Annotated in this window: 9 protein-coding genes; 4 read left to right on the forward strand and 5 right to left on the reverse strand. The window is 72.8% G+C overall.

Annotated elements, in window-relative coordinates; translation table 11 throughout:
• Positions 1-5 precede the first annotated feature (5 nt).
• From JYK02_RS04285 to JYK02_RS04300, 4 genes are all read left to right on the forward strand, one after another.
• Positions 6-3,266 (forward strand): tetratricopeptide repeat protein, encoded by a 3,261-nt coding sequence (locus tag JYK02_RS04285; protein WP_242588319.1) that lies wholly within the window; start codon positions 6-8, stop codon positions 3,264-3,266.
• Between the two features lie 46 nt (positions 3,267-3,312).
• Entirely contained in the window at positions 3,313-4,179 is an 867-nt protein-coding gene (locus JYK02_RS04290) for an NAD-dependent protein deacetylase (protein WP_207048556.1), read from the forward strand.
• Positions 4,180-4,335: 156 nt separating this feature from the next.
• Positions 4,336-6,354: a protein kinase domain-containing protein gene (locus JYK02_RS04295; protein ID WP_207048557.1), complete on the forward strand. Its 2,019-nt coding sequence runs from the start codon at positions 4,336-4,338 to the stop codon at positions 6,352-6,354.
• Positions 6,355-6,360: 6 nt separating this feature from the next.
• A complete protein-coding gene (locus JYK02_RS04300; protein ID WP_207048558.1) occupies positions 6,361-7,899 on the forward strand; it encodes an adenylate/guanylate cyclase domain-containing protein in 1,539 nt (512 codons plus the stop codon).
• A gap of 3 nt (positions 7,900-7,902) precedes the next feature.
• Here JYK02_RS04300 and JYK02_RS04305 read toward each other — a convergent pair whose 3' ends face one another.
• The 5 genes from JYK02_RS04305 to JYK02_RS04325 all read right to left on the reverse strand — a co-directional run bounded on the left by JYK02_RS04305 (position 7,903) and on the right by JYK02_RS04325 (position 20,802).
• Positions 7,903-8,583: a Crp/Fnr family transcriptional regulator gene (locus JYK02_RS04305; RefSeq protein WP_207048559.1), complete on the reverse strand. Its 681-nt coding sequence runs from the start codon at positions 8,581-8,583 to the stop codon at positions 7,903-7,905.
• A gap of 418 nt (positions 8,584-9,001) precedes the next feature.
• Positions 9,002-11,437: a penicillin acylase family protein gene (locus JYK02_RS04310; protein ID WP_207048560.1), complete on the reverse strand. Its 2,436-nt coding sequence runs from the start codon at positions 11,435-11,437 to the stop codon at positions 9,002-9,004.
• The gene (locus JYK02_RS04315) at positions 11,434-12,840 is read right to left on the reverse strand and encodes an MFS transporter (RefSeq protein ID WP_207048561.1); all 1,407 of its coding nucleotides are present in this window, start codon (positions 12,838-12,840) and stop codon (positions 11,434-11,436) included. Before JYK02_RS04315 ends, JYK02_RS04310 begins: the two co-directional genes overlap by 4 nt.
• A 92-nt stretch (positions 12,841-12,932) precedes the next feature.
• Positions 12,933-17,486, reverse strand: a complete 4,554-nt coding sequence (locus tag JYK02_RS04320; protein WP_207048562.1) for a type I polyketide synthase — start codon at positions 17,484-17,486, stop codon at positions 12,933-12,935.
• Positions 17,479-20,802, reverse strand: a complete 3,324-nt coding sequence (locus JYK02_RS04325; protein ID WP_207048563.1) for a non-ribosomal peptide synthetase — start codon at positions 20,800-20,802, stop codon at positions 17,479-17,481. Before JYK02_RS04325 ends, JYK02_RS04320 begins: the two co-directional genes overlap by 8 nt.
• Positions 20,803-20,804: the final 2 nt, after the last annotated feature.

The following is a 20,804-nucleotide window of genomic DNA, read 5'->3' on the forward strand; positions in this document are numbered from 1 at the left end:
CACACATGCGTTCGCGAACCGACGTCCCTCCCGCCGAGCAGGCAACCCTTCAACGGCTGGAACGTCCCCAGGGTGACTCGACGCAGGCCGTGACTCCTGCTGTGCTGCCGCCCCTCCGCGTGCCTCCCATGCCCCTCGCCTGTCTGGACGAAACCACGTTCATGGACCTCCTGCTCGGGACGCTGCCTCCCGACAGGGCCGCGCTCGTCGACGAGCACCTGGACACCTGCCCCTCCTGCCGGCGCATGGTGTCCGAGGCGCTGAAGGTGCAGCCGCCCGCCACCGCCGGGTCCACCCCGGAGCCCGCTCCCGAGGAGGAGGTCCTCGACAGCCAACTGGCGACGCTGGCCGTGGACCCATGGCGCGGAAAGAAGCCGCGCCTGCGCCTGCCCACGCCGCCGCTCGCGCGCGGCACCGCGGTGGGCCGCTACCTCATCCTGGAGATGCTGGGCGTGGGCGGGATGAGCGTCGTGTACGCCGCCTATGACCCGGAGCTGGACCGCCGCGTCGCGCTCAAGCTGCTTCAGGTGGAAGCGCTGGGGCTGGGCGCGGAGGCCGGCCGCTCGCAGGTGCTGCGCGAGGCGCAGGCCATGGCCCGCGTCTCCCACCCGCACGTCGTCTCCGTCTTCGACGTGGGCACCTTCGGCCGGCAGGTCTTCCTGGCCATGGAGCTGGTGGACGCGCACACGCTGCGCAAGTGGGAGCACGACGGGCCCCACCCGTGGCGCCAGGTGGTGGAGGTCTTCGTCGCCGTGGCCCGGGGGCTCGCCGCGGCGCACGCGGTGGGCGTCGTGCACGGCGACGTGAAGCCGGAGAACATCCTCGTCGGCCAGGACGGCCGCGTGCGCGTCACCGACTTCGGCCTGTCGCGCTTCATGGCCAGCCCCCTGGCTCCTCCGGTCACGCCTGGAGGCCCCGCGCGTCCTCGCGCCATGGAGGGCGGCACGCCCGCGTACATGGCCCCGGAGCAGTTCCCGCCCGAGGAGCGCACCGACGCGCGCAGCGACCAGTTCGGCTTCTGCGTCGCGCTCTACGAGGGGCTCTACGGCGAGCGCCCCTTCGCGGGCTCCACGGTGGAGGAGCTGTCCCAGGCGGTGCACGCGGGCCGCGTGAAGAGCGTGCCCCGGCACTCCGGCGTGCCGCAGTGGCTGCGCAAGGTGGTGCTGAAGGGCCTGTCGGTGAAGCCCGAGGACCGGCACGCGTCCATGGAGGCGCTCATCGCCGCGCTGCAGGCGGACCCCGCGTCGCTCCGGACGCGGCGGCTGCGCGTGGCCGGGGCGTCGCTGCTGCTGTTGTCCGCGGTGGGCCTCACGCACGTGCTCCACGGCCGCGACCCCACGGGCTGCGAGGGCGCCGCGCGCGCCATGGACGGCGTGTGGGACGCCCCCCGGCAGCAGGCGGTGGAGGCGGCCTTCGTCGGCACCCAGCGCCGCTTCGCGCACGACGCCTTCCGCCACGTGCGCCGCAGCCTGGACGCGTACACCGCCGCGTGGGTAACGACGCGCACGGCGGCCTGCGAGGCCACCCGCGTGCGGCACGAGCAGAGCGAGGCGGTGATGGCGCTGCGCATGCGCTGCCTGGACGCGCGGCTGGCGGACGTGGCCGCGCTCACGCAGTTGTTCACGCAGGCGGATCCGGACCTCGTGGAGCGGGCGCCCCGCGCGGTGGAGGGGCTGGCGCCGCTGGCGGGCTGCTCGGACGTGGAGGCGCTGACGTCGCGGGGCCACTCCTCGCCGGATGACGCCGCCGCGAGGGACCGGACCGTCGCGCTGCTCCAGGCGCTGGTGGACGCCCGGGCCCTGCGCGCCGCCGGCCGCTATTCGCAGGGCGTGGCGCGCGTGGAGCCCGTGGCCCAGGCCGCTCGCGCCGCGGGGGACTGGTCCGGCGCCGCGGACGCGCTGCTCTTGCTCGCGGAATTGAAGGACGGGGCAGGGGACTACCGGGGCGCGGAGGCCACGGTGCTCCAGGCCGCGTGGAGCGCGGAGGCCGGCCGCAATGACGACGCCGCCGCCCGGGCATGGACGCTGGCGGTGCGCATCACGGGTGAGCGGCTGGACCACTACGCGCAAGGGCAGCAGGCCGCGGAGCGCGCCAGCGCCGCGGTGGAGCGGCTGGGCGGCAGCAGGGAGCTGGCCGGAGCGCTCGCGATGAACCTGGGCCGGCTCCTGTCCCGCCAGGGCCGCTACCCGGAGGCCCACGAGCAGCTCACCCGCGCGCTGTCCTTCCTGGAGAAGCGCTTCGGCCCGGAGGCCCTGGAGGTCGCGGACGTGCGCGTGGAGCTGGGCACCGTGCGCCGCTCGCAGGGGCGCGCGGAGGAGGCCCTGGGCCTGTACGAGCGCGCCCTGGGCACCGTGCGCGGCTCGCTGGGGCCCGAGCATCCGGACGTGGCGCGCATCCGCCTGGAGCAGGCCAGCGTGCGCTGGCAGCAGGGGGACTTCGTGCAGTCGGAGCGGCTGGCCCGGGGCGCGCTGGCGCTGCTGGAGCGGTCGCTGGGACAGGACCACCCGCAGGTGGCGGACGCGCTCAACAGCCTGGCCCTGGCGCTGCAGTACCAGGGCAAGCGCGAGGAGGCGCTGCCCCTCTACGAGCGCGCGCTCCACATCGCCGAGACGACGGAGGGGCGCGACAGCTCCACCGTGGCCATCATCGTCAACAACATCGGCACGCTGCTGGTGCACCTGGGCCGGCTGGAGGAGGCCACCCAGCGCTTCGCCACCGCCATCGAGCAGGTGGAGAAGAGCCTGGGCCCGGACCACCCCACGCTGGCGCTGGTGCTCCGTGGCATGGGCCAGACGCTCAGCTACCGCAACCAGCCGGATCAGGCCCTGCCGTACTTCCAGCGCGCCGCCGCGCTCCAGACGTCCCTGCCGGACGACGTGAACGGCGGCTGGACGGGCGCCCTGGTGGACCTGGGGCGCACGTACATGGTGCTGGGCCGTCCGCGCGAGGCGCTGGCCCCGCTGGAGCAGGCCGTCGCGGGCTGGGAGCGCGCCCGTCCCCGTCCGGCCGAGCGCCCCGCCGCGCGCTACATGCTGGGCCGCGCCCTCTGGGACGCGAAGCAGGACCCGGCCCGCGCGGTGCGGCTCGTCGCCGAGGCCCGCCAGGAGGCCGCCGCGCTGCCCGACGAGGAGTCCTCCGTGCCGGAGCTCCGCCAGGCGATGGACCGGTGGATCGCCAGGCTGCCCCCCGGCGCGCGCAAGGACCTCAAGGCCGCCATGGCCACCCCGAAGCCCGCGGACCCCTCCCGGGACGCCCTCACCCGGTGAGGGCTCGCAGGCGGGCACGAGGGGGCCACGTTATACGGAGGGTGGAATGACGCTCCTCTCGGACTCCCCCGTCGCCGCCCTGCCGCCCGAAGCGGGCGTGGACGCCCTGACCTCGCTCTTGCGCGGACGCCGCGTCGTGGTGCTCACCGGCGCCGGATGCAGCACCGAGTCCGGCATCCCCGACTACCGGGGCCCGGAGACGCGCCACAAGGTGCGCAACCCCATCCAGCACCGCGAGTTCCTGCACAAGCCGGAGGTGCGCCAGCGCTACTGGGCGCGCAGCCTGCTGGGCTGGCCGCGCTTCACCTCCGCGCGCCCCAACGAGGCCCACTTCGCGCTGGCGGCGCTGGAGAAGGCGGGCGTGGTGCCCGGCCTCATCACCCAGAACGTGGACGGCCTGCACCACGCGGCCGGCAGTGAGCGCGTGCTGGAGCTGCACGGCGCGCTGTCGCGGGTGCGCTGTCTGGCGTGCGGCGCGCAGGAGCCCCGCGCGTCGCTCCAGGCGCGGATGCTGGGCCTCAACCCGGACTTCGCGCACGCCGTCGTGGAGCTGCGTCCGGACGGCGACGCGGAGCTGTCCGCGGAGGCCGTGGACGGCTTCCACGTCCCCGCGTGTACGCGCTGCGGCGGGACGCTGAAGCCGGACGTGGTGTTCTTCGGGGACAACGTCGCGGCGCCGCTGGTGGAGGACGCGTTCGCGCTGGTGGAGGAGGGGGACGCGCTCCTGGTGGTGGGCTCGTCGCTGACGGTCTACTCCGGCTACCGCTTCGTCAAACGCGCCGCGGACCGGCACCTGCCCATCGGCATCCTCAACATCGGGGAGAGCCGGGGCGACGCCCTGGCGGATGTGCGCGTGGAGGCGAGGGCGGGTGACGTGCTGCCCCGGCTCGCCCAGGCGCTGACCCGCGCCTGACGCTCCCCCTCCCACACCGGGCGTGCGGCCGGGCCCCCGCGGCTCCGGGGTGGCGGCACTGAATGGGCACACCCGGGAGAGGGGCCAGGTGTGCCATCATCCCGGCTTCGCGGGGCACGTGCGCCAGGCCGTGCCCGGGACGGAGACACAGGGCCGATGGACACCGGACGCCCACTGGGCGGCAGGTACGCGCTGGAGCGCAGGATTGGCGGCGGTGGCATGGGCGCCATCTGGCGGGCCGTCGACCTGCAACTCCAGCGGCACGTGGCCCTCAAGCTCATCGCCTCCGACGTCGTCGCGCGCACGCCGGAGGCGCACCGCCACTTCGAGCAGGAAGCGCAGGCCGTGGCCCGGCTGCGCCACCCGCACGTGGTGCAGGTGCATGACTCCGGCGTGGACGGCGGCGTGCCGTACATCGTCATGGAGCTGCTGGAGGGCGAGGACCTGGAGACGCGCCTCACCCAGCAGGGGCGTCTGTCCCCGGCCCGCGTGGCCGCGCTCGTCACGCCGGTGGCCCGGGCCCTGGCGGCGGCGCACGCTGCGGGACTCGTCCACCGCGACCTGAAGCCCGCCAACCTCTTCCTCGCCCACGTGGACGGCGAGGAGGTGGTGAAGGTGCTCGACTTCGGGCTCGCGCGCTCGCTGCTGCCCACGGGCGCGCCCGCGCAGGCGGAGGGGCTCACCGGCACGCTGCGCTACATGAGCCCGGAGCAGCTGCGCGCGGATCCGGACCTGGACGCGCGGGCGGACCTCTGGTCGCTCGCGGTGGTGCTCTACCGCGCGCTCACCGGCCAGTTCCCCTACGGGCCGGAGTCCGTGGGGGCCCTCTTGCGCGGCACCTTCCACCCGCCCGCGGTGCCCGTGTCGCAGCTGGTGCCGGAGCTGGGCGCGGGCGGGGACGCCTTCTTCCAGCGCGCGCTGCACCCGAAGCCGGAGCAGCGCTTCACCTCCGCGCGTGAGCTGGCCGCCGCCTTCGTCGCGCTGGTGGAGGCGGGCCGCGCTGGCCAGGCCGCCACGGTGCTGGTGGTGGACGACGAGCCGGACGTGGAGGTGCTCATGCGCCAGCGCTTCCGCAGGCACGTGCGCGACGGCGTCTACCGCTTCGTCTTCGCCCGCGACGGCGAGGAGGCCCTGGAGGCGCTGCGCCAGCACCCGGACACGCACGCGGTGCTGTGCGACCTGAACATGCCGCGCATGGACGGACTCACCTTCCTGTCGCGCGTGGGCGAGGTGGATCCGCTGGTGAAGGTGGTCATCGTCTCCGCGTACGGCGACATGCCCAACCTGCGCACGGCGATGAACCGGGGCGCGTTCGACTTCCTCGTGAAGCCGGTGGACCTGGACGACCTGGAGTCCACGCTGGCCAAGACGGTGCGCCACGTGGCGGAGCTGCGCCGCGCGGTGCGCTCCACGGAGGAGAACGCGCTGCTGCGCATGTTCGTGCACGGCGGCATCGTGGACCGGGTGCTGCCGCTGGTGCGCGGCCCCGGCGGGCTCGCGGGCGAGCAGCTGGACGCCACGGTGGCCTTCCTCGACGTCGCGGACTTCACCGCCGTCACCCGCCAGCACGCGCCGGAGTCCGCGTTGCGCCGGCTCAACGCCAACTTCGAGGTCATCCTCCCGGAGCTGGAGTCGCGCGGCGGCGTGGTGGACAAGTTCCTGGGGGACGCGGTGATGGCCGTCTTCCAGGGCGAGGGCCACGTGTCGCGCGCGCTGGACGCGTGCCTCGCGGTGAAGCAGCGGCTGCAGGGCCTGGCGTGGAGCGGCGGCGATGCGTCCCCGTACGCCCACGGCGTCTGCATGGGCGTGGACACCGGGCCGGTCGTCTCAGGCAACGTGGGCGCGGCCGGGCGCGGGCGCCTGGACCACACGGTGCTGGGGGACGTGGTGAACACCGCGGCCCGCCTGGCCACCGTGGCCGCGCGCGACCAGGTGCTGGTGAGCGAGACGCTGGCCGCCCGGCTCGCGGACGCCTTCGACTGCCGCGCCGCCGGAGAGCGGCACCTGCCCGGGCCTGGAGGCCAGCCGCTCGGCGTGCGCGAGGTGGTGGCCCGCCGGGGCAGCCAGTCCGCGTCCTCCGCGGACGCCACCTCCGAACAGGTGGCCCCCGCCGTCCTGGAGGCGCCCGCACCCGCGCCCCGGCCCGGGGCCTTCACGGCCAAGGGACCCACCTGACGCCCGATGCGCCTCGTCCTCAACCCAGGCCAGGTGGATGAACGGGTGGTGATGCTGCCAGAGGGCACCACCACCATCGGCCGCACGGAGGAGAACGGCATCCGCGTGCCGCACCCCAGCCTGTCCCGGCGCCACGCGCGGCTGGAGCGCGCGGGCGGGCGCGTGGTGCTGGTGGACCTGGACAGCAAGAACGGCAGCTTCGTGGGGCCGCACCGCGTCTCCCGCCAGGAGCTGGGCCACGGCCAGTCCTTCCGCTGCGGCGAGGTGTGGTTCCGGCTGGTGTCCCTGGACACGCCGCTGCCGGACGGCTGGGGCCCGCTGCGCACGCAGCCCCTGGAGACGCGCTTCTCCGGCGGGCCCATGGAGGCGCTGCTCGACACGCGCTCGCCGGACCGCACCCGCGACAAGCTCCAGGTGCTCCTCAAGGTGGGCCAGATTCTGTCGTCTCCGGGCCCGGTGGACGGGCTGTTGGAGCGCGTGGTGCAGCTCGTCTTTCAAATCTGGGCGGTGGACCGGGCGGCGGTGCTGCTGGTGGACCGCGAGACGGGGGCGCTGGTGCCGCGCGTGTCCCGGGGCGCGCGGGGTGGGGCGCTGCCGGAGCGCTTCTTCAGCCAGCACATCGTGGACTACGTGCACTCGCGCGGCGTTGCGGCCCTCTTCACCGACGCGAAGGACGACGCGCGGCTGCAGGGCGCGGACTCCGTCTTCCGCCAGTCCATCCGCGCCTCGCTGTGCGTGCCTCTACGCACGCGCGACTCGGTGCTGGGCGTGCTGTACCTGGACAGCCTCACGCAGGGCGGCCTCTTCACCGACGAGGACCTGGAGTTCCTCACCGCCTTCGCCAACCAGGCCGCCATCGCCCTGGACCACGCGCACCTGGCGCGGCGGCTGGAGGAGGAGGCGGTGCTCCGCAACGCCTACCAGCGCTTCTTCCCGCCGGACGTCGTGCGCCAGCTCAAGGCGCTCCGGGGCGTACCGCTGGAGGTGCGCGAGGCGAACGTCACCATCCTCTTCTCCGACATCACCGGCTTCACCGCCATGTCCTCGCGCCTCAAGCCCCGGCAGGTGGTGGACATGCTCAACGCGTACTTCCCGGTGATGGCGGACATCGTCTTCCGCCACGAGGGCACGCTGGAGAAGTACATCGGCGACGCGCTGATGGCCGTGTGGGGCGCCCCCTTCGCCCGGCCGGACGACGCGGACCGGGCCGTGCGCGCGGCCATGGAGATGCAACACGCCCTGGCCGCCCTCAACGCCCGCTGGCGGGAGGAGGGCACGCCGGAGATTCAAGTGCACATCGGGCTCAACTCCGGCCCGGTGGCCGCGGGCAACATCGGCTCGGAGCGCTACCTTCAGTACGCCACCGTGGGAGACGCCACCAACGTGGCGGCCCGCGTGTGCGGCGTCGCGCGCCCCGGCGAGGTCCTCCTCACGGACGCCACGCGCGCCCTGCTGGACGCGGACGCCTTCGCGCTGGAGCCGCTGGACCCCGTGCGGGTGAAGGGCCGCGAGGAGCCCCTGTCCCTCTTCCGCGTGCGCGGCTGACGGCTACTCCGCGTCCTGTCCCAGCCGCTCCGGCTGGAGGAGGACGATCTGCCCGCCCTCGAAGCTGAGCATCCCCTCGCGCACGTAGTAGCGCAGCCACTTGTTCACGCTCTCGCGAGTGACGCCGCACAGGTTGGCCAGCTCGGACTGCGTGAGCTTCGGGGTGATGACCAGCCCTTCCGGGGATGGCTTTCCCTGGGTCTTCGCCAGCTCCAGCAGCACCCGCACCAAACGCGAGCGCGCGTCCAGGAAGGCCGAGTCGTACACGAGCTGCGTCGTGCGCCGCACCAGCCGGCTCATGTTCGCCAGGAGCGCCAGGCTCACCTGCGGCCGCGTCTCCAGGTAGCGCCGGAAGTCCTCGCGCTGGAGCGTCAGCAGATGCGCCTCCTCGCGCGCCATCGCGTCGGTGGAGCGCACCTCGCCGTCCAGGAGCGACAGCTCCCCAAAGGCGTCCCCCCGGTCCAGCAGCGCCAGGGTGATTTCGCGCCCCTCGCTGGAGGAGAGCCGGATGGCCACCTGGCCTCTCCGGATGATGAACAGCGCGGTGCCTACGTCCCCCCGGTGGAAGATGACCTCCCCTCGGGCGAAACGCCGGGGCTGGAGGAGCGACGACATGTTCTCCAGGTCCTCCCGGCCGAGGCTTTCGAACATGGGGATTTCGGCCAGCAGCTGCGCGTAGGACATGAGGGGGACGCCATTGTGCCTGGATTCCGGGGATACAGGTAGGGAAGCCTCCCATCCAGGCCCGGCGGACAAGTCCGGCCGGTGTGAACGCCTTCACACACAGCTTGTGGGCCGCTTCACAGATCGAAACAGGGGGTCCCGGTACTGTTCCTTCATCGCAGCACGGGAAGCAGGGGGGCCCGCGCAGCAGCGACACGGTGAGTCAGGGAGTCGGGGGACTTCCTAACCCACCGCGACATGCGCGGGAAATGGGGGGGACCGCAGGGGCTGGCACATAGAAGGGGGAAGCGTCGAGTTTCTGAGGGGGAACTCGACGCGAATACGAGTGCCGGCTCCCGCTGGAGCCTGAAAAGCAATGGACCCGGGCCTGGAGGCCCGCCGCTCCGGGGGGAGTGGCGGCCTTCAAGTCCGGGTTGTTTTATTTGGCCAGGGCCACCGCGGGCGTGAGCGTCAGCGTGGCCTCGCGGTGCTGCTCCACCGCCTGGCGCGTGTGGAGCATGGGGTGGAACTCCACCTTGCGGTTGAGCTCCATCAGGTCATCCCGGTGCTTGTGGAACAGGTGCTCCGTCTGTCCCGGCGCGTGGATGGACACGGAGCGCGACAGGTCCGCCAGGTCGACAATCATCCGCAGCGCGGTGCCGTGGACGACCTTGAAGGGGCGGGCCCAGAGGAACGACGCCCCGTCCACGGAGTAGTTGTCACCCCGGGCCGGCAGCGTGCGGCTGTTGAAGACGCGCCGGATGGGGCCGGGGATGGCGGGCCCGCCCAGCGGCTGGTGCGCGTAGGTGAGCTGGTGCACCTGGCCCCAGGCCCAACCTTCCGTCTTCGGGCCGTACGTCTTCACCAGCCACGCGGTGGCCGCCGTCAGCGCCGCGCGGAGGATGTCGTCGCGCGTCTCCTTCTCCGGCGTCTTCGGGTCGTCCCACCAGTCGCTGTCCGGCTGGGACATCTGGCCGATGACGAAGGGCATGTGCAGGCTGCCGTGCCGCTCGTACTGGCCCATGAGGTACTCGGACACCAGCGACGGCTCCAGCTTGTGCTGGAGCAGCTTGCGCAGCACCTCGATGTACCAGGCCTGGAACACCGTGGCGCCCACGGCCTCCGGCTCGAAGCGCAGGTCCCACGCCTTCAGCGCGTCCACCGCCTGGCGCTGGGTGTCGTCGGCCGGCAGCGCCGCCGCCAGGAAGTAGGGGCGCAGCGTCTCCGCGGGCAGCGAGTACGTCTCCGCCTGGATGTCCCGCATCGTCTGCACGCTGTGCTGCGTGCCCGCCTCCAGCAGGTCGGTGATGCGCTTGGCGCGGTAGCCCGGGAACCAGTTGTGCGCGATGAGGTGCGGGTAGTCGTCGGAGGTGATCTTGTTGTTCGCCGTGGCCGCGTAGCCCGCGGGCGGGTTGAAGGACGCGGGCAGCTCCTCGAAGGGGATGAAGCCCGTCCACTCCGACTCGCCCGTCCAGCCCGGCATGGGGATGAGGCCCTGGTGGCCCTGGCGGATGGGAATCTTCCCCGTCGCCTGGTACCCGATGTTGCCGGCCGTGTCCGCGTACACGAAGTTCTGGCCCGGTCCCTCCCAGGCCTTCATCGCGCCGCGGAAGGACTCCCAGTCCTGCGCCAGGTTGAGCTTCAGCACGGCGTTGATGAGCGGCTGGCATTCCCGGTGCGCCCACTTGAGGGACATCGGCTCGCCGTCCTTCATCTCGTCCGCCATCACCTTGTTCATCAGCGGGCCGTGCCGGGTGCTCTTCACTTCAATCACCACGGGGGCGGCGCCCTTCACGGGAATCTCTTCCCGGCGCACGTCCAGGTCGTGCCAGGTGCCCTGGTAGAGGTACTGCTTGGGCGCCTTCGGGTCGTCCAGCTTCTCGATGTAGAAGTCCTGGGTGTCCGGCCCCAGGTTGGACATGCCCCAGGCCACCTTCCCGTTGTGGCCGACGATGAGCATGGGCACGCCGGGCAGGGAGAAGCCCACGTGCTGGAAGCGGCCGCCGTGCAGGCCGTTCTCGTACCAGGTGGACGGCATGCCCAGCGGGATGTGCACGTCGTTGGCGAGCAGCGGCTGGCCGCTCTTCGTGCGCTGGCCGTGCACCACCCAGTTGTTGCTGCCGGAGACGATGTTGGGGTCGCCCATCACCGCGTCCACGCTGTCCAGGCCGGACATCGTCTTCACGGACTTGAGGCCCGGCAGGCGCGCCTCCTTCGGGACGATGAGCGGCGTCTGCGGCGCGTTCTGCGGCAGCAGCGCGTTGGCCACCTCCTCACCCACCGCCGCCACCAGCCGCGCGCGGAACAGCTCGATGCGGTGGTTGCCGCCCAGCATCATCGCCAGCAGGTTGCCGCGCGCGAGCGAGTCCACCGGCGTCCAGGGCGCGGGGTCCGTGCTCATGACGGTGAACTCGTAGGGCAGCGGCTCCGCGGCGATGCGCGCGTTGATGCCCGCGCTGTAGGCCTCCAGGATGGCGCGCGCGTCCGCGTCCACCTGCGCCCAGGCGCGCTCGGCCAGGTGGCGCAGGCCCATGGTGCGCAGGAACTCGTCCGCGGGCACCAGCATGGGGCCCAGCAGGCTCGCGAGCCGGCCATCCACCAGCCGGCGGCCCATCTCCATCTGCCACATCCGGTCCTGCCCGTGCACATAGCCCTGGGCGAAGAACAGGTCGTGCTCGTCGCTGGCGAAGATGTGCGGCACGCCCCACGTGTCGCGCAGCACCTCCACCTTGCCGTGCAGGCCGGGCAGCGTGAGCTGTCCTTCCGCGCGAGGCCAGCGGCGGCGGGCAAGCCACGGCCCCACGCCCGGGGCGGCCACGGCCATGGCGGACGGCAACATGCGCAGCATGCGCAGGACCTGGGAGAAGGCACTCATGACGCGGAGGCTCCGGCGGTGGGGGCGGTCGGCGGGGGGGCGGCGGCGGTGTCCGGGGTGGCGCCCCCGTCAGGCAGGGCGTCCGGCAGCTCGCGGTCCAGGTTGCGCAGGCGCGGGTTGGTCCACGCGAACGCGACGTTCAAGAGCGTCATCAGCCCCAGGACGATGAAGATGACGGCGATGCCGCGCCCCGGGCCCACGCCCAGGAGGCGGCCCATGCTGCCGGCGAGCACGCCGCCCGGGGCCATGGCCGGCTCGAAGAGGTCGTCCGCGAGCGGGCCCGCGATGAGGCTGGCGAACGGCGACATGCACAGGGTGACCATCCGCTTCACGGCCGCGGCGCGGCCCTGGAGGTCCGCCGGAATCTTGCGCTGCCAGATGGACTGGGTGCTGGCCACCATGGGCGGCATGGTGAACAGGTAGAGCGCGGCGGCGGTGGCCACCAGCGGCACGCTGGGCGACGGCGCGGCCATGAAGAGCACCAGGCCGGAGACGATCTGGAACCCCAGGATGCCGTGCAGCTGGTTCTTGGGGCCGCCCCACACGCCCATGCCGACGGCGCCCAGGAGCGCCCCCACGCCCGCCACCGACGCGATGATGCCCAGCGTGGAGATGTCCGTGAAGGCCAGCACCAGCGGGGTGATGAGCAGCACCACCAGGTCCATGCACAGCACGGCCACGACGGTGAAGCCCAGCAGCGCCACGAGCCCCCTGCGGGTGCTGATGAAGCTCCAGCCCTGCTTCATCTCCGCGAGGATGGACCCCTTGCCCTGCTGCCCCTCCACGGAGACCGGGGGACGCGGGAAGCGGACCATCAGCAGGGTGATGATGGCGATGGTGAAGCTGCAGACGTCCACGGACAGCACGCCCACCAGGCCCACGCTGTCGATGAGCGCTCCGGCGATGATGGGGGAGAGGATCTGGCTGGCGCCGCTGGCCACCTCCGCCATGGCGTTGGCGCGGCCCAGGTGCTGCTTGGGCACGAGCAGCGTCACCGTGGCGAAGAAGGCCGGCCAGCGGAAGGCGCCGAAGCACGCGCCAAAGGACACGGGCAGGTAGAAGTGCCAGGCCTGGAGCTTGATGAGGCCTTTGCTGTCCGCCAGCACCAGGCCGAAGATGATGAGCGTGCTGAGGCCGTTGCCCATGTCCGCCAGGAGCATGGCGCGGCGGCGGTCCCACCGGTCGATGAGCGTTCCCGCGAGCGGCGCCAGGATGACCATGGGCGCGAACGCGAAGAAGGACAGGAGCGCGAACTGCGTGGTGGAGCGCGTGTCCAGGAACACCTTGGCGCCCACGCCGAACGCCGTGAGGCCCGAGCCCAGGATCGAGATGAGCTGACCAAACCAGGTGATCCAGAAGACCCGCATGGGCTGGGTGATGGTCAGGCGTTGCGCGAGGCTCATTCCACGTCTCTTTTCTCCTGGGGGGCAGGAGGTTCAAGGGCCCGCGCACGGTACTACGGGAGTGCGCGCGGGCCCGGCGTTGCTAGGGGAAATCAGCCCTGCTCCAGCTCCGCGAGCATGGCTTCCAGGGCTTCCGGGTCGAGCTGGCTGGCGCTCGCCTCCACGATGGCCACCGTCATCACCTCCACGGTGGGGGACTCGAAGAGGGCGCGCATGGACAGCTCGACCTGGAAGGTCTCGCGGATGCGCGACAGGAGCTGCACGCCCAGCAGCGAGTGGCCACCCAGTTCGAAGAAGTTGTCGGTGATGCCCACGGACTCCACGCCCAGCAGGTCCTGCCAGAGCGCGGCGACCTTCTCCTCGGTTTCGTCGCGCGGGGCGACGAAGACGTTGGCGAGCGGAGGCCGCGGGTGCTTGCCGCTGGCGCTGCCGCCCGTGCGGGTCGTGGAGGCGCCGTCGCGCGCCACCTGGAGCCGGGCCTCCAGCGAGCCTCGGGACGCGAGGAAGCGGCCGCCGGCGGGCTGGGTGAGCAGCGCGCGCAGGAGGCGGAAGCCCTCGGCGGGCGGGATGACGGCGTCGGGCCGGAAGCCCTCGCCCACGCCCCACACGTCCCAGTCCACGGTGTACCAGCGGGTGCCGCCAAGCCGGGCCTGCCGGGCCGCCAGCGCGTCCATGCCGGCGTGCGCCGCCGCCACCGCGCTGACCGCCATGCCGCCCAGCACCACGGTGAGGGAGGACTGCACCACGACGAAGTCCGGATGGCGCGACGCCAGCGCCTCCGCCAGCTGCGTGAGGCCCCCGAAGCGGCCGGCGAGCAGCGGGGTGGTGGCCTCCGGCGTGGACTCGTCCACGGAGATGCGGGTGGCCATGCCGCCGTCACCCGCCGCGTAGAAGACGCCGTCGACGCGGCCGAACTTCGCCTCCGCCACCTGGAGCGCCTTGTCGAGCTGACCGGGCACGCCCGCGTCCGCGCGAAGCGCCAGCACCTGCGCGCCCGCCTGCTCCAGCGTGCGCATGCGCTCGATGGCCCTGGACGTCGCGTCCTGGGCGTCATGGCCCGCGCGCCACGCGTCCCACTCCCCGGGAGCGGGGAGCGTGCGGCGCGACAGCAGCACGAGCTTCGGCTTCACGGCATGCGTGAGCTGCTCCGCGAGCGCGAGCCCCACGCGGCCCAGGCCACCGACGATGACGTAGACGCCGCCCTCCTTGAGGCCCGTGGGCTGCGCGGCGTCGGAGTCCGGAGTGCCCGGGACCTCGATGGGCTCGAACGCCTCGACATGGCGGTACGGGCCGCGCAGCGCGACCACCGCTTCCTTGCCGGTGGCCAGCTCCGTCACCAGCCGCTCCAGCCATGGGCCGGACGCGGACTCGTCCGGCGCGGGCCAGGTGACGTCGACGGCGCGCACGGTGATGCCGGGGTACTCCTGTGGCAGGACGCGGCTCGCGCCCACGGCGGCCGCCTGCCAGGGCAGCAGCGGCTCCTCGCCCGTGACGTCCTGGGCGCCGGTGGTCACCACGTCCAGCGTGAGGGGCGCCTTCGCCGCGCCCGGACCCACCGCCTTCGCCAGCGCGAGCAGTCCGTGGAACGACGTCGCGAGCCCCGCCTCCAGGTCCTGCGGCGCCTTCACCAGCGGCCACAGGTACGCGACGTGCGCGGGCGTCCACTCCTCACCGCGCAGCCGCTCCAGGTGCTCGCTCACCGCGTCCGGCGAGGCCACGTCCACGGCGAAGCGCTTCGTCACCGGATCCGACGCGCCCTGACCCGCGACCAGCGACACCACGTCCGCGCCCGCCTGGCGCAGCCGCTCCGACACGCGCGCGGCCACCGGCGTGTCCGCCTCCAGCACCAGCCAGCGCTGACCCGCCAGCGATGGGACCCGAGGCGACGCGCGCGTGCGCGGCCACGACGGGACGGTCAGCTCCACGCCCTGCGCCGGAGCCGCCCGCGCGGCGGTGGCTGCGCGGGGCAGCGCAGGGGGCGGACCCTTGAGCAGGTCGTAGCGCTCGCGCTGGAAGGGGTAGGCGGGCAGGGGGATGCGGCGGCGGGACTCGCCCTTGTAGACGCGGCCGGCCACCGTCTTCGCGCCCGCGAGCCACAGCTTCGCGAACGCGTCCGTGGCGTGCGTGAGCGCGTCCTGCTGGGCGTCGCGCGGCGCGGGCAGCGTCGTGAGGATGGCGGGGAACGTGCCCTCCTTCGCGTTGCGGCGCACCAGCGTCGCCAGCGCGTTGCCGGGACCGACCTCCAGGAAGACGTGCTCGGGGTCGTTCAACAGCAGCGTCGCCGAGTCCTGGAAGCGCACGGCGTCGCGCAGGTGGCGCGCCCAGTACGCCGGGCTCACCGCGTCCTCGGGCGTCACCCAGGTGCCGGTGACGTTGGACAGGTAGAGGTCCTTGGGCTCCTTGCGCGCGACCTTCGCCACCGCCTGGCGGAACTCCTCGACGATGGGGTCCATCATCGTGGAGTGGAACGCGTGCGACGTGTGCAGCCGCGACACCTCCACCTTCTGGGCCTCCAGCTTCGCCTGGAGCGCGTCCACCGCGTCGGTGGGGCCCGCGACCACGGTGAAGCCCGGCGCGTTCACGGCCGCCACGGAGATGCGCGCGTCCATCAGCGGCGCCAGCGCCTCCGGCGTCAGCCGCACGGACAGCATGGCGCCCGCGGGCAGCGACTGCATCAGCCGGCCGCGCGTGGCCACCAGCGCCAGCGCGTCGTCCAGGCTGAACACGCCCGACAGGCACGCGGCCACGTACTCACCGATGCTGTGGCCCACCATCGCCTGCGGCGTCACGCCCCAGGACGCCCAGAGCTTCGCCAGCGCGTACTCGATGACGAACAGCGCGGGCTGCGTGAGCGACGTCTGCTTGAGCTGCTCGGTGGCCTTCTCGCGCCCGTCCGCGGGCGGATGGAGCACCGTGCGCAGGTCCAGCCCCAGGTGGGGCTTCAGCTTCTCCGCGCACGCGTCCACCTCCGTGCGGAAGACGGGCTCCTGCTCGTAGAGGCCCCGGCCCATGTCCACGTACTGCGAACCCTGACCGGAGAAGAGGAACACCACCGGCCGGCGCGTGTTGAGGCCGGAGCCGCCCAGGAGCCGCCGGGCGTCCCGCAGCGCCGCCTTCGCGTCCGCGACGTCCTTCACCACCACCGCGCGGCGGTGCTCGTGCGCGTGGCGGCCCACCTGGAGCGTGTACGCCACGTCCGCCAGGTTCACGTTCGGATGCGAGTCCAGGTGCGCGGCCAGTTGCTCCGTCGCCGCGTCCAGCGCCGCGGGCGTGCGGCCGGACAGGGGCAGCACATGCCACGCGCGGCGCGACGGCGCGGGGGCGGCGGTCTTCGGGGCCTCCTCCAGGATGACGTGCGTGTTGGTGCCGCCGATGCCGAAGGCGCTCACGCCCGCGCGGCGCGGCCCGTTCGTGGACGTCCACGGCCGGGGCTGCGAGGGCACGAAGAAGGGCCCCGCGTCGAAGTCGATGACGGGGTTGGGCTTCTCGAAGTGGGGGCTCGCGGGAATCTCGCCGTGCTCCATGGCGAGCACCGTCTTCACCACGCCCGCGATGCCGGCGGCCGCGTCCAGGTGGCCGATGGCCGCCTTGAGCGAGCCCAGCGCCACGCGCTTCTGGCCCGTCTCCTTGCCGCCGAAGGCCTGGTTGAGCGCGGCCACCTCTATCGGGTCGCCCAGCGGGGTGCCCGTCGCGTGGGCCTCCACGTACTGGATGTCGTCCGGGGTGACGCCGGAGATGGCGAGCGCCTCCGCGATGACCGCGGCCTGGCCCTCCACGCTGGGCGCGGTGAAGCCCACCTTGCCCGCGCCGTCGTTGTTCACCGCCGTGCCCAGCAGCACGCCGTGGATGGTGTCGCCGTCCTTCAGCGCGTCCGACAGCCGCTTGAGCACCACCACCGCCGCGCCCGCTCCGCGCACGGTGCCGTTGGCCTTCGCGTCGAACGCGCGGCAGTAGCCGTCCGGCGAGAAGATCATCCCCTCCTGGTAGAGGTAGCCCGCCGTCTGCGGGAAGGACACGGACGAGCCGCCCGCGAGCGCCATGTCGCTCTCTCCGGACAGCAGGCTCTGGCACGCCAGGTGGAGCGCCACCAGCGAGCTGGAGCACGCCGTCTGCACCGTCGCCGCGGGGCCGCGCAGGCCCAGCCGGTGGGACACGCGCGTGGCCACGTAGTCCTTGTCGTTGGCCAGCATCACGCCGAACGAGCCGGCCGTGTCCATCAGGTCCGGCTGCCGCGTCAGCGCGCGCAGGAGGTACGAGCTGAGGCTCACGCTCGCGTAGACGGCCACCGCGCCCTTGAAGCGCGTCGGGTCATAGCCGGCGTTGTCCAGCGACTCCCACGCGCACTCCATGAAGATGCGCTGCTGGGGGTCCATCAGCTCCGCCTCGCGCGGGCTGTAGCCGAAGAGGCCCGCGTCGAAGTCCGTCGCGCCCTCCAGCACGTAGCTGGAGCGCACCCACTGCGGATGGGCGCGCAGGGCCTGCGGCACGCCCGCGTCGTCCAGCTCCGCGTCCGAGGGCACTCGGCGCGCGTCGCCGCCGCGCCGGAGCATCTCCCAGAAGCCCTCCAGCGTCTTCGCACCCGGGAAGCGGCCCGCCAGGCCGACGATCGCGATGCGCTCCTCGCCACCACCCACTGCGTCACTCATCCGCGTCTCCATCCGTTTCCACCCGACCGCGCGAGGCCACCGCGCGGCGGTTGACCGTGCGTCGCGCCTCGGCACGGGAGCGGCCCGCCTGCGCCGCGTCCTCCGAGGGCGTGTCCTCCCGGCGCGACAGCCGCGCCGCCAGCGCCCGCACGGTGGGGTACTGGAAGAGGTCCGTGAGCGCCAGCGTCACGCCGAGTTCCGCCGTGAGCCGCCGGTGCAACTGGAGCGCGAGCAGCGAGTTGCCGCCCAGCTCGAAGAAGGGGTCGTCCATGCCCACCCGCTCCACGTGGAGCAGGTCCTTCCAGGCCTGGGCGATCTGCTGCTCGATGGCCGTCCCCGGCGCCACGAAGGGGCGCGAGGGATCCGTCCCACCCAGCTCCGGCGCGGGCAGTGCCTTGCGGTCCGCCTTGCCGTTGGGGCTGAGCGGCATGCGCTCCAGCACCACGACGTTGGACGGGACCATGTACTCGGGCAGCCGCTCCAGCAGGAAGGTGCGCAGCGCCGCGGCCTCCGGCTTCGCGTCCTTGCCGGTGACGTAGGCCACCAGCCGCTTCTGGCCCGGCCGGTCCTCGCGCGCGAGCACCACCGCCTGGCGCACCGTGGGGTGCTTCTCCAGCGACGACTCGATTTCGCCCAGTTCGATGCGCAGACCGCGGATCTTCACCTGGAAGTCCGCGCGGCCCAGGTACTCGATTTCGCCGTCCGGCAGCCACCGGGCCACGTCGCCCGTGCGGTACATGCGCGCGCCCGGCACCGTCGCGTAGGGGTCGGGGATGAAGCGCTCGGCCGTCAGCGAGGGCCGCGCGAGGTAGCCGCGCCCCACCTGCACGCCGCCGATGTACAGCTCGCCCGCCGCGCCCTGCGGCACCGGCTGGAGCTCCGAGTCCAGGATGCGGATCTGCGTGTTGTCCACCGGCCGGCCAATGGGCACGGAGCGGCGGCCGTCGTTCGCCTTGCACGCGTGGAACGTCACGTCCACCGCGGCCTCGGTGGGGCCGTAGAGGTTGTGGAGCCCCGCGCCGGGAAGCGTGCGCAGGCACAGCTCCTTCAGCTCCAGGGGCAGCGCCTCACCGCTGCACACCACGCGCTGGAGCGACGTGCACTCCGCCACGCCCGGCTCGTCCAGGAACGCCTGGAGCATGGAGGGCACGAAGTGCAGCGTGGTGACGGACGCGGAGGCAATCAGCGCCTTCAGGTAGCCCGGGTCCTGGTGCCCGCCGGGCTTCGCGACGACCAGCTTCGCGCCCGTCATCAGCGGCCAGAAGAACTCCCAGACGGACACGTCGAAGCTGAACGGCGTCTTCTGGAGCACCACGTCCCGAGGCGTGAGCCCGTACGCGGACTGCATCCACAAGAGGCGGTTCACCACCGGGCCGTGGGCGTTCATCGCGCCCTTGGGGCGGCCCGTGCTGCCGGACGTGAAGATGATGTACGCCAGCGAGTCCGGCATGGCCGTAGGCACAGGCGCCGTGGTGGGCTCGCGGGCAATCTCCTCCCAGCCTGTGTCCAGCTTCACCACCGTCGCGCCGGACGCCGGCAGCCGCGGCAACAACCGCTCCTGCACCAGCAGCACCGGCGGACGCGCGTCCTCCAGCATCCAGCCCAGGCGCTCCTGCGGGTAGCCGGGGTCCAGCGGCACGTAGGCGCCGCCCGCCTTCAGCGTGCCCAGCAGGCCCACCACCATCTCCAGCGACCGCTCCACGCACAGGCCCACGCGCACTTCCGGGCCCACGCCGTGCTTGCGCAGCGCGTGCGCGAGCTGGTTCGCGCGGGCATCCAGCTCGCGGTAGGTGAGGTGGCTGCCCTCGAGCTCCAGGGCGACGGCGTCCGGCGTGCGCGCCACCTGCGCCTCGATGAGCGAGGTGAGCGTCGCGCCCTTCGGGTGCGTGACGGCCGTGTCGTTCCAGCCGTTCATCACGCGCTGGCGCTCGGCGTCGGGCAACAGCGGCAGGTGGGAGATGCGCACGTCCGGCTGCGCGACGATGCCCTCCAGCAGCGTGAGGTAGTGGCCCAGCAGCCGCTCCGCCGTCGAGCGCTCGAAGAGGTCGGTGCTGTACTCGGCGGTGACGCGCAGGCCCTGCGGCAGGTCCACCAGCAAGAGCGACAGGTCGTACTTCGTCGTGCCGGTGTCCACCGGCTTCGCCTCCATCACCACGCCCGGGGCCTCCAGGGCCGGCATGGGCGCGTTCTGCAGGACGAACATCACCTGGAAGATGGGCGAGTGGCTGAGGTGCCGCTCCGGCTTGAGCGCGTCCACCAGCCGCTCGAAGGGGATGTCCTGGTGCGCGTACGCGTCCAGCGTGGACTCGTGCACGCGGCGCAGCAGCTCCTTGAACGTGGGCTTGCCGGACAGGTCCGAGCGCAGCGCCAGCATGTTCACGAACAGGCCGATGAGCCCTTCCACCTCCGCGCGCGGACGGCCAGCGATGGGCGTGCCCACCACGATGTCGTCCTGCCCGGTGTAGCGGGACAAGAGCACGTTGAACGCGGACAGCAGCGTCACGAAGAGCGTGCGGCCCTCGCGCTGGCCCAGCGCCTTGAGGGCGTGGGTCAGGGCCGGGGACAGGTGCATCACCTGCCGCTCGCCCTTGGAGCTCATCAGCGCCGGGCGCGGCTTGTCCTGGGGCAGCTCCAGCAGCGCGTTGGGGTTGAGGCGGTTCTTCCAGTAGGTGAGCTGGCGCTCCAGCTCCGCGCCCTGGAGCCAGTCCTTCTGCCACACCGCCCAGTCCGCGTACTGGAGCGGCAGCGGCTTGAGCGGCGAGGGCTGGCCCTCCAGGCACGCGCGGTAGAGCACTGCCAGCTCGTGCACGAGCACGCCCATGGACCAGCCGTCGGAGACGATGTGGTGCTGATCCACCAGCAGCACCTGCTCGCCGTTGCCCAGGAGCATCAGCACCGCGCGCAACAGCGGCCCCTGCTCCAGGCTGAAGGGCTGCTGCGCGAGCGTCACCACGCGCCGCTGCGCCTCGGCCTCACGCTCGGACTCCGGGAGGCCCTGGAGGTCCATCACCTCCAGCGGCACCTCGCCCGTGGAGGCGATGAGCTGCACGGCGCCGCCCTCGCGCTCCTGGAAGGTGGTGCGCAGCGTGTCGTGCCGCTCCACCAGCAGGGCCAGGGCGCGGCTCAGCGCGTCCGTGTCCACGGTGCCCGTCAGGCGCACCGCGGTGGGCATGTGGAACGCCGCGCTGCCGGGGCTCCACTTGTCCAGGAACCACATCCGCTCCTGCGCGAAGGACAGGGGCGCCTGCTTCGAGGCAGGGCGCGACTTGTCCTTCAGGAGCTGCGCCAGGCGTGCTCGCTTCTCTTCGGGCGTCATGT

The organism is Corallococcus macrosporus (assembly GCF_017302985.1).
In the GTDB taxonomy this organism is placed as follows: Bacteria; Myxococcota; Myxococcia; order Myxococcales; family Myxococcaceae; genus Corallococcus; species Corallococcus macrosporus_A.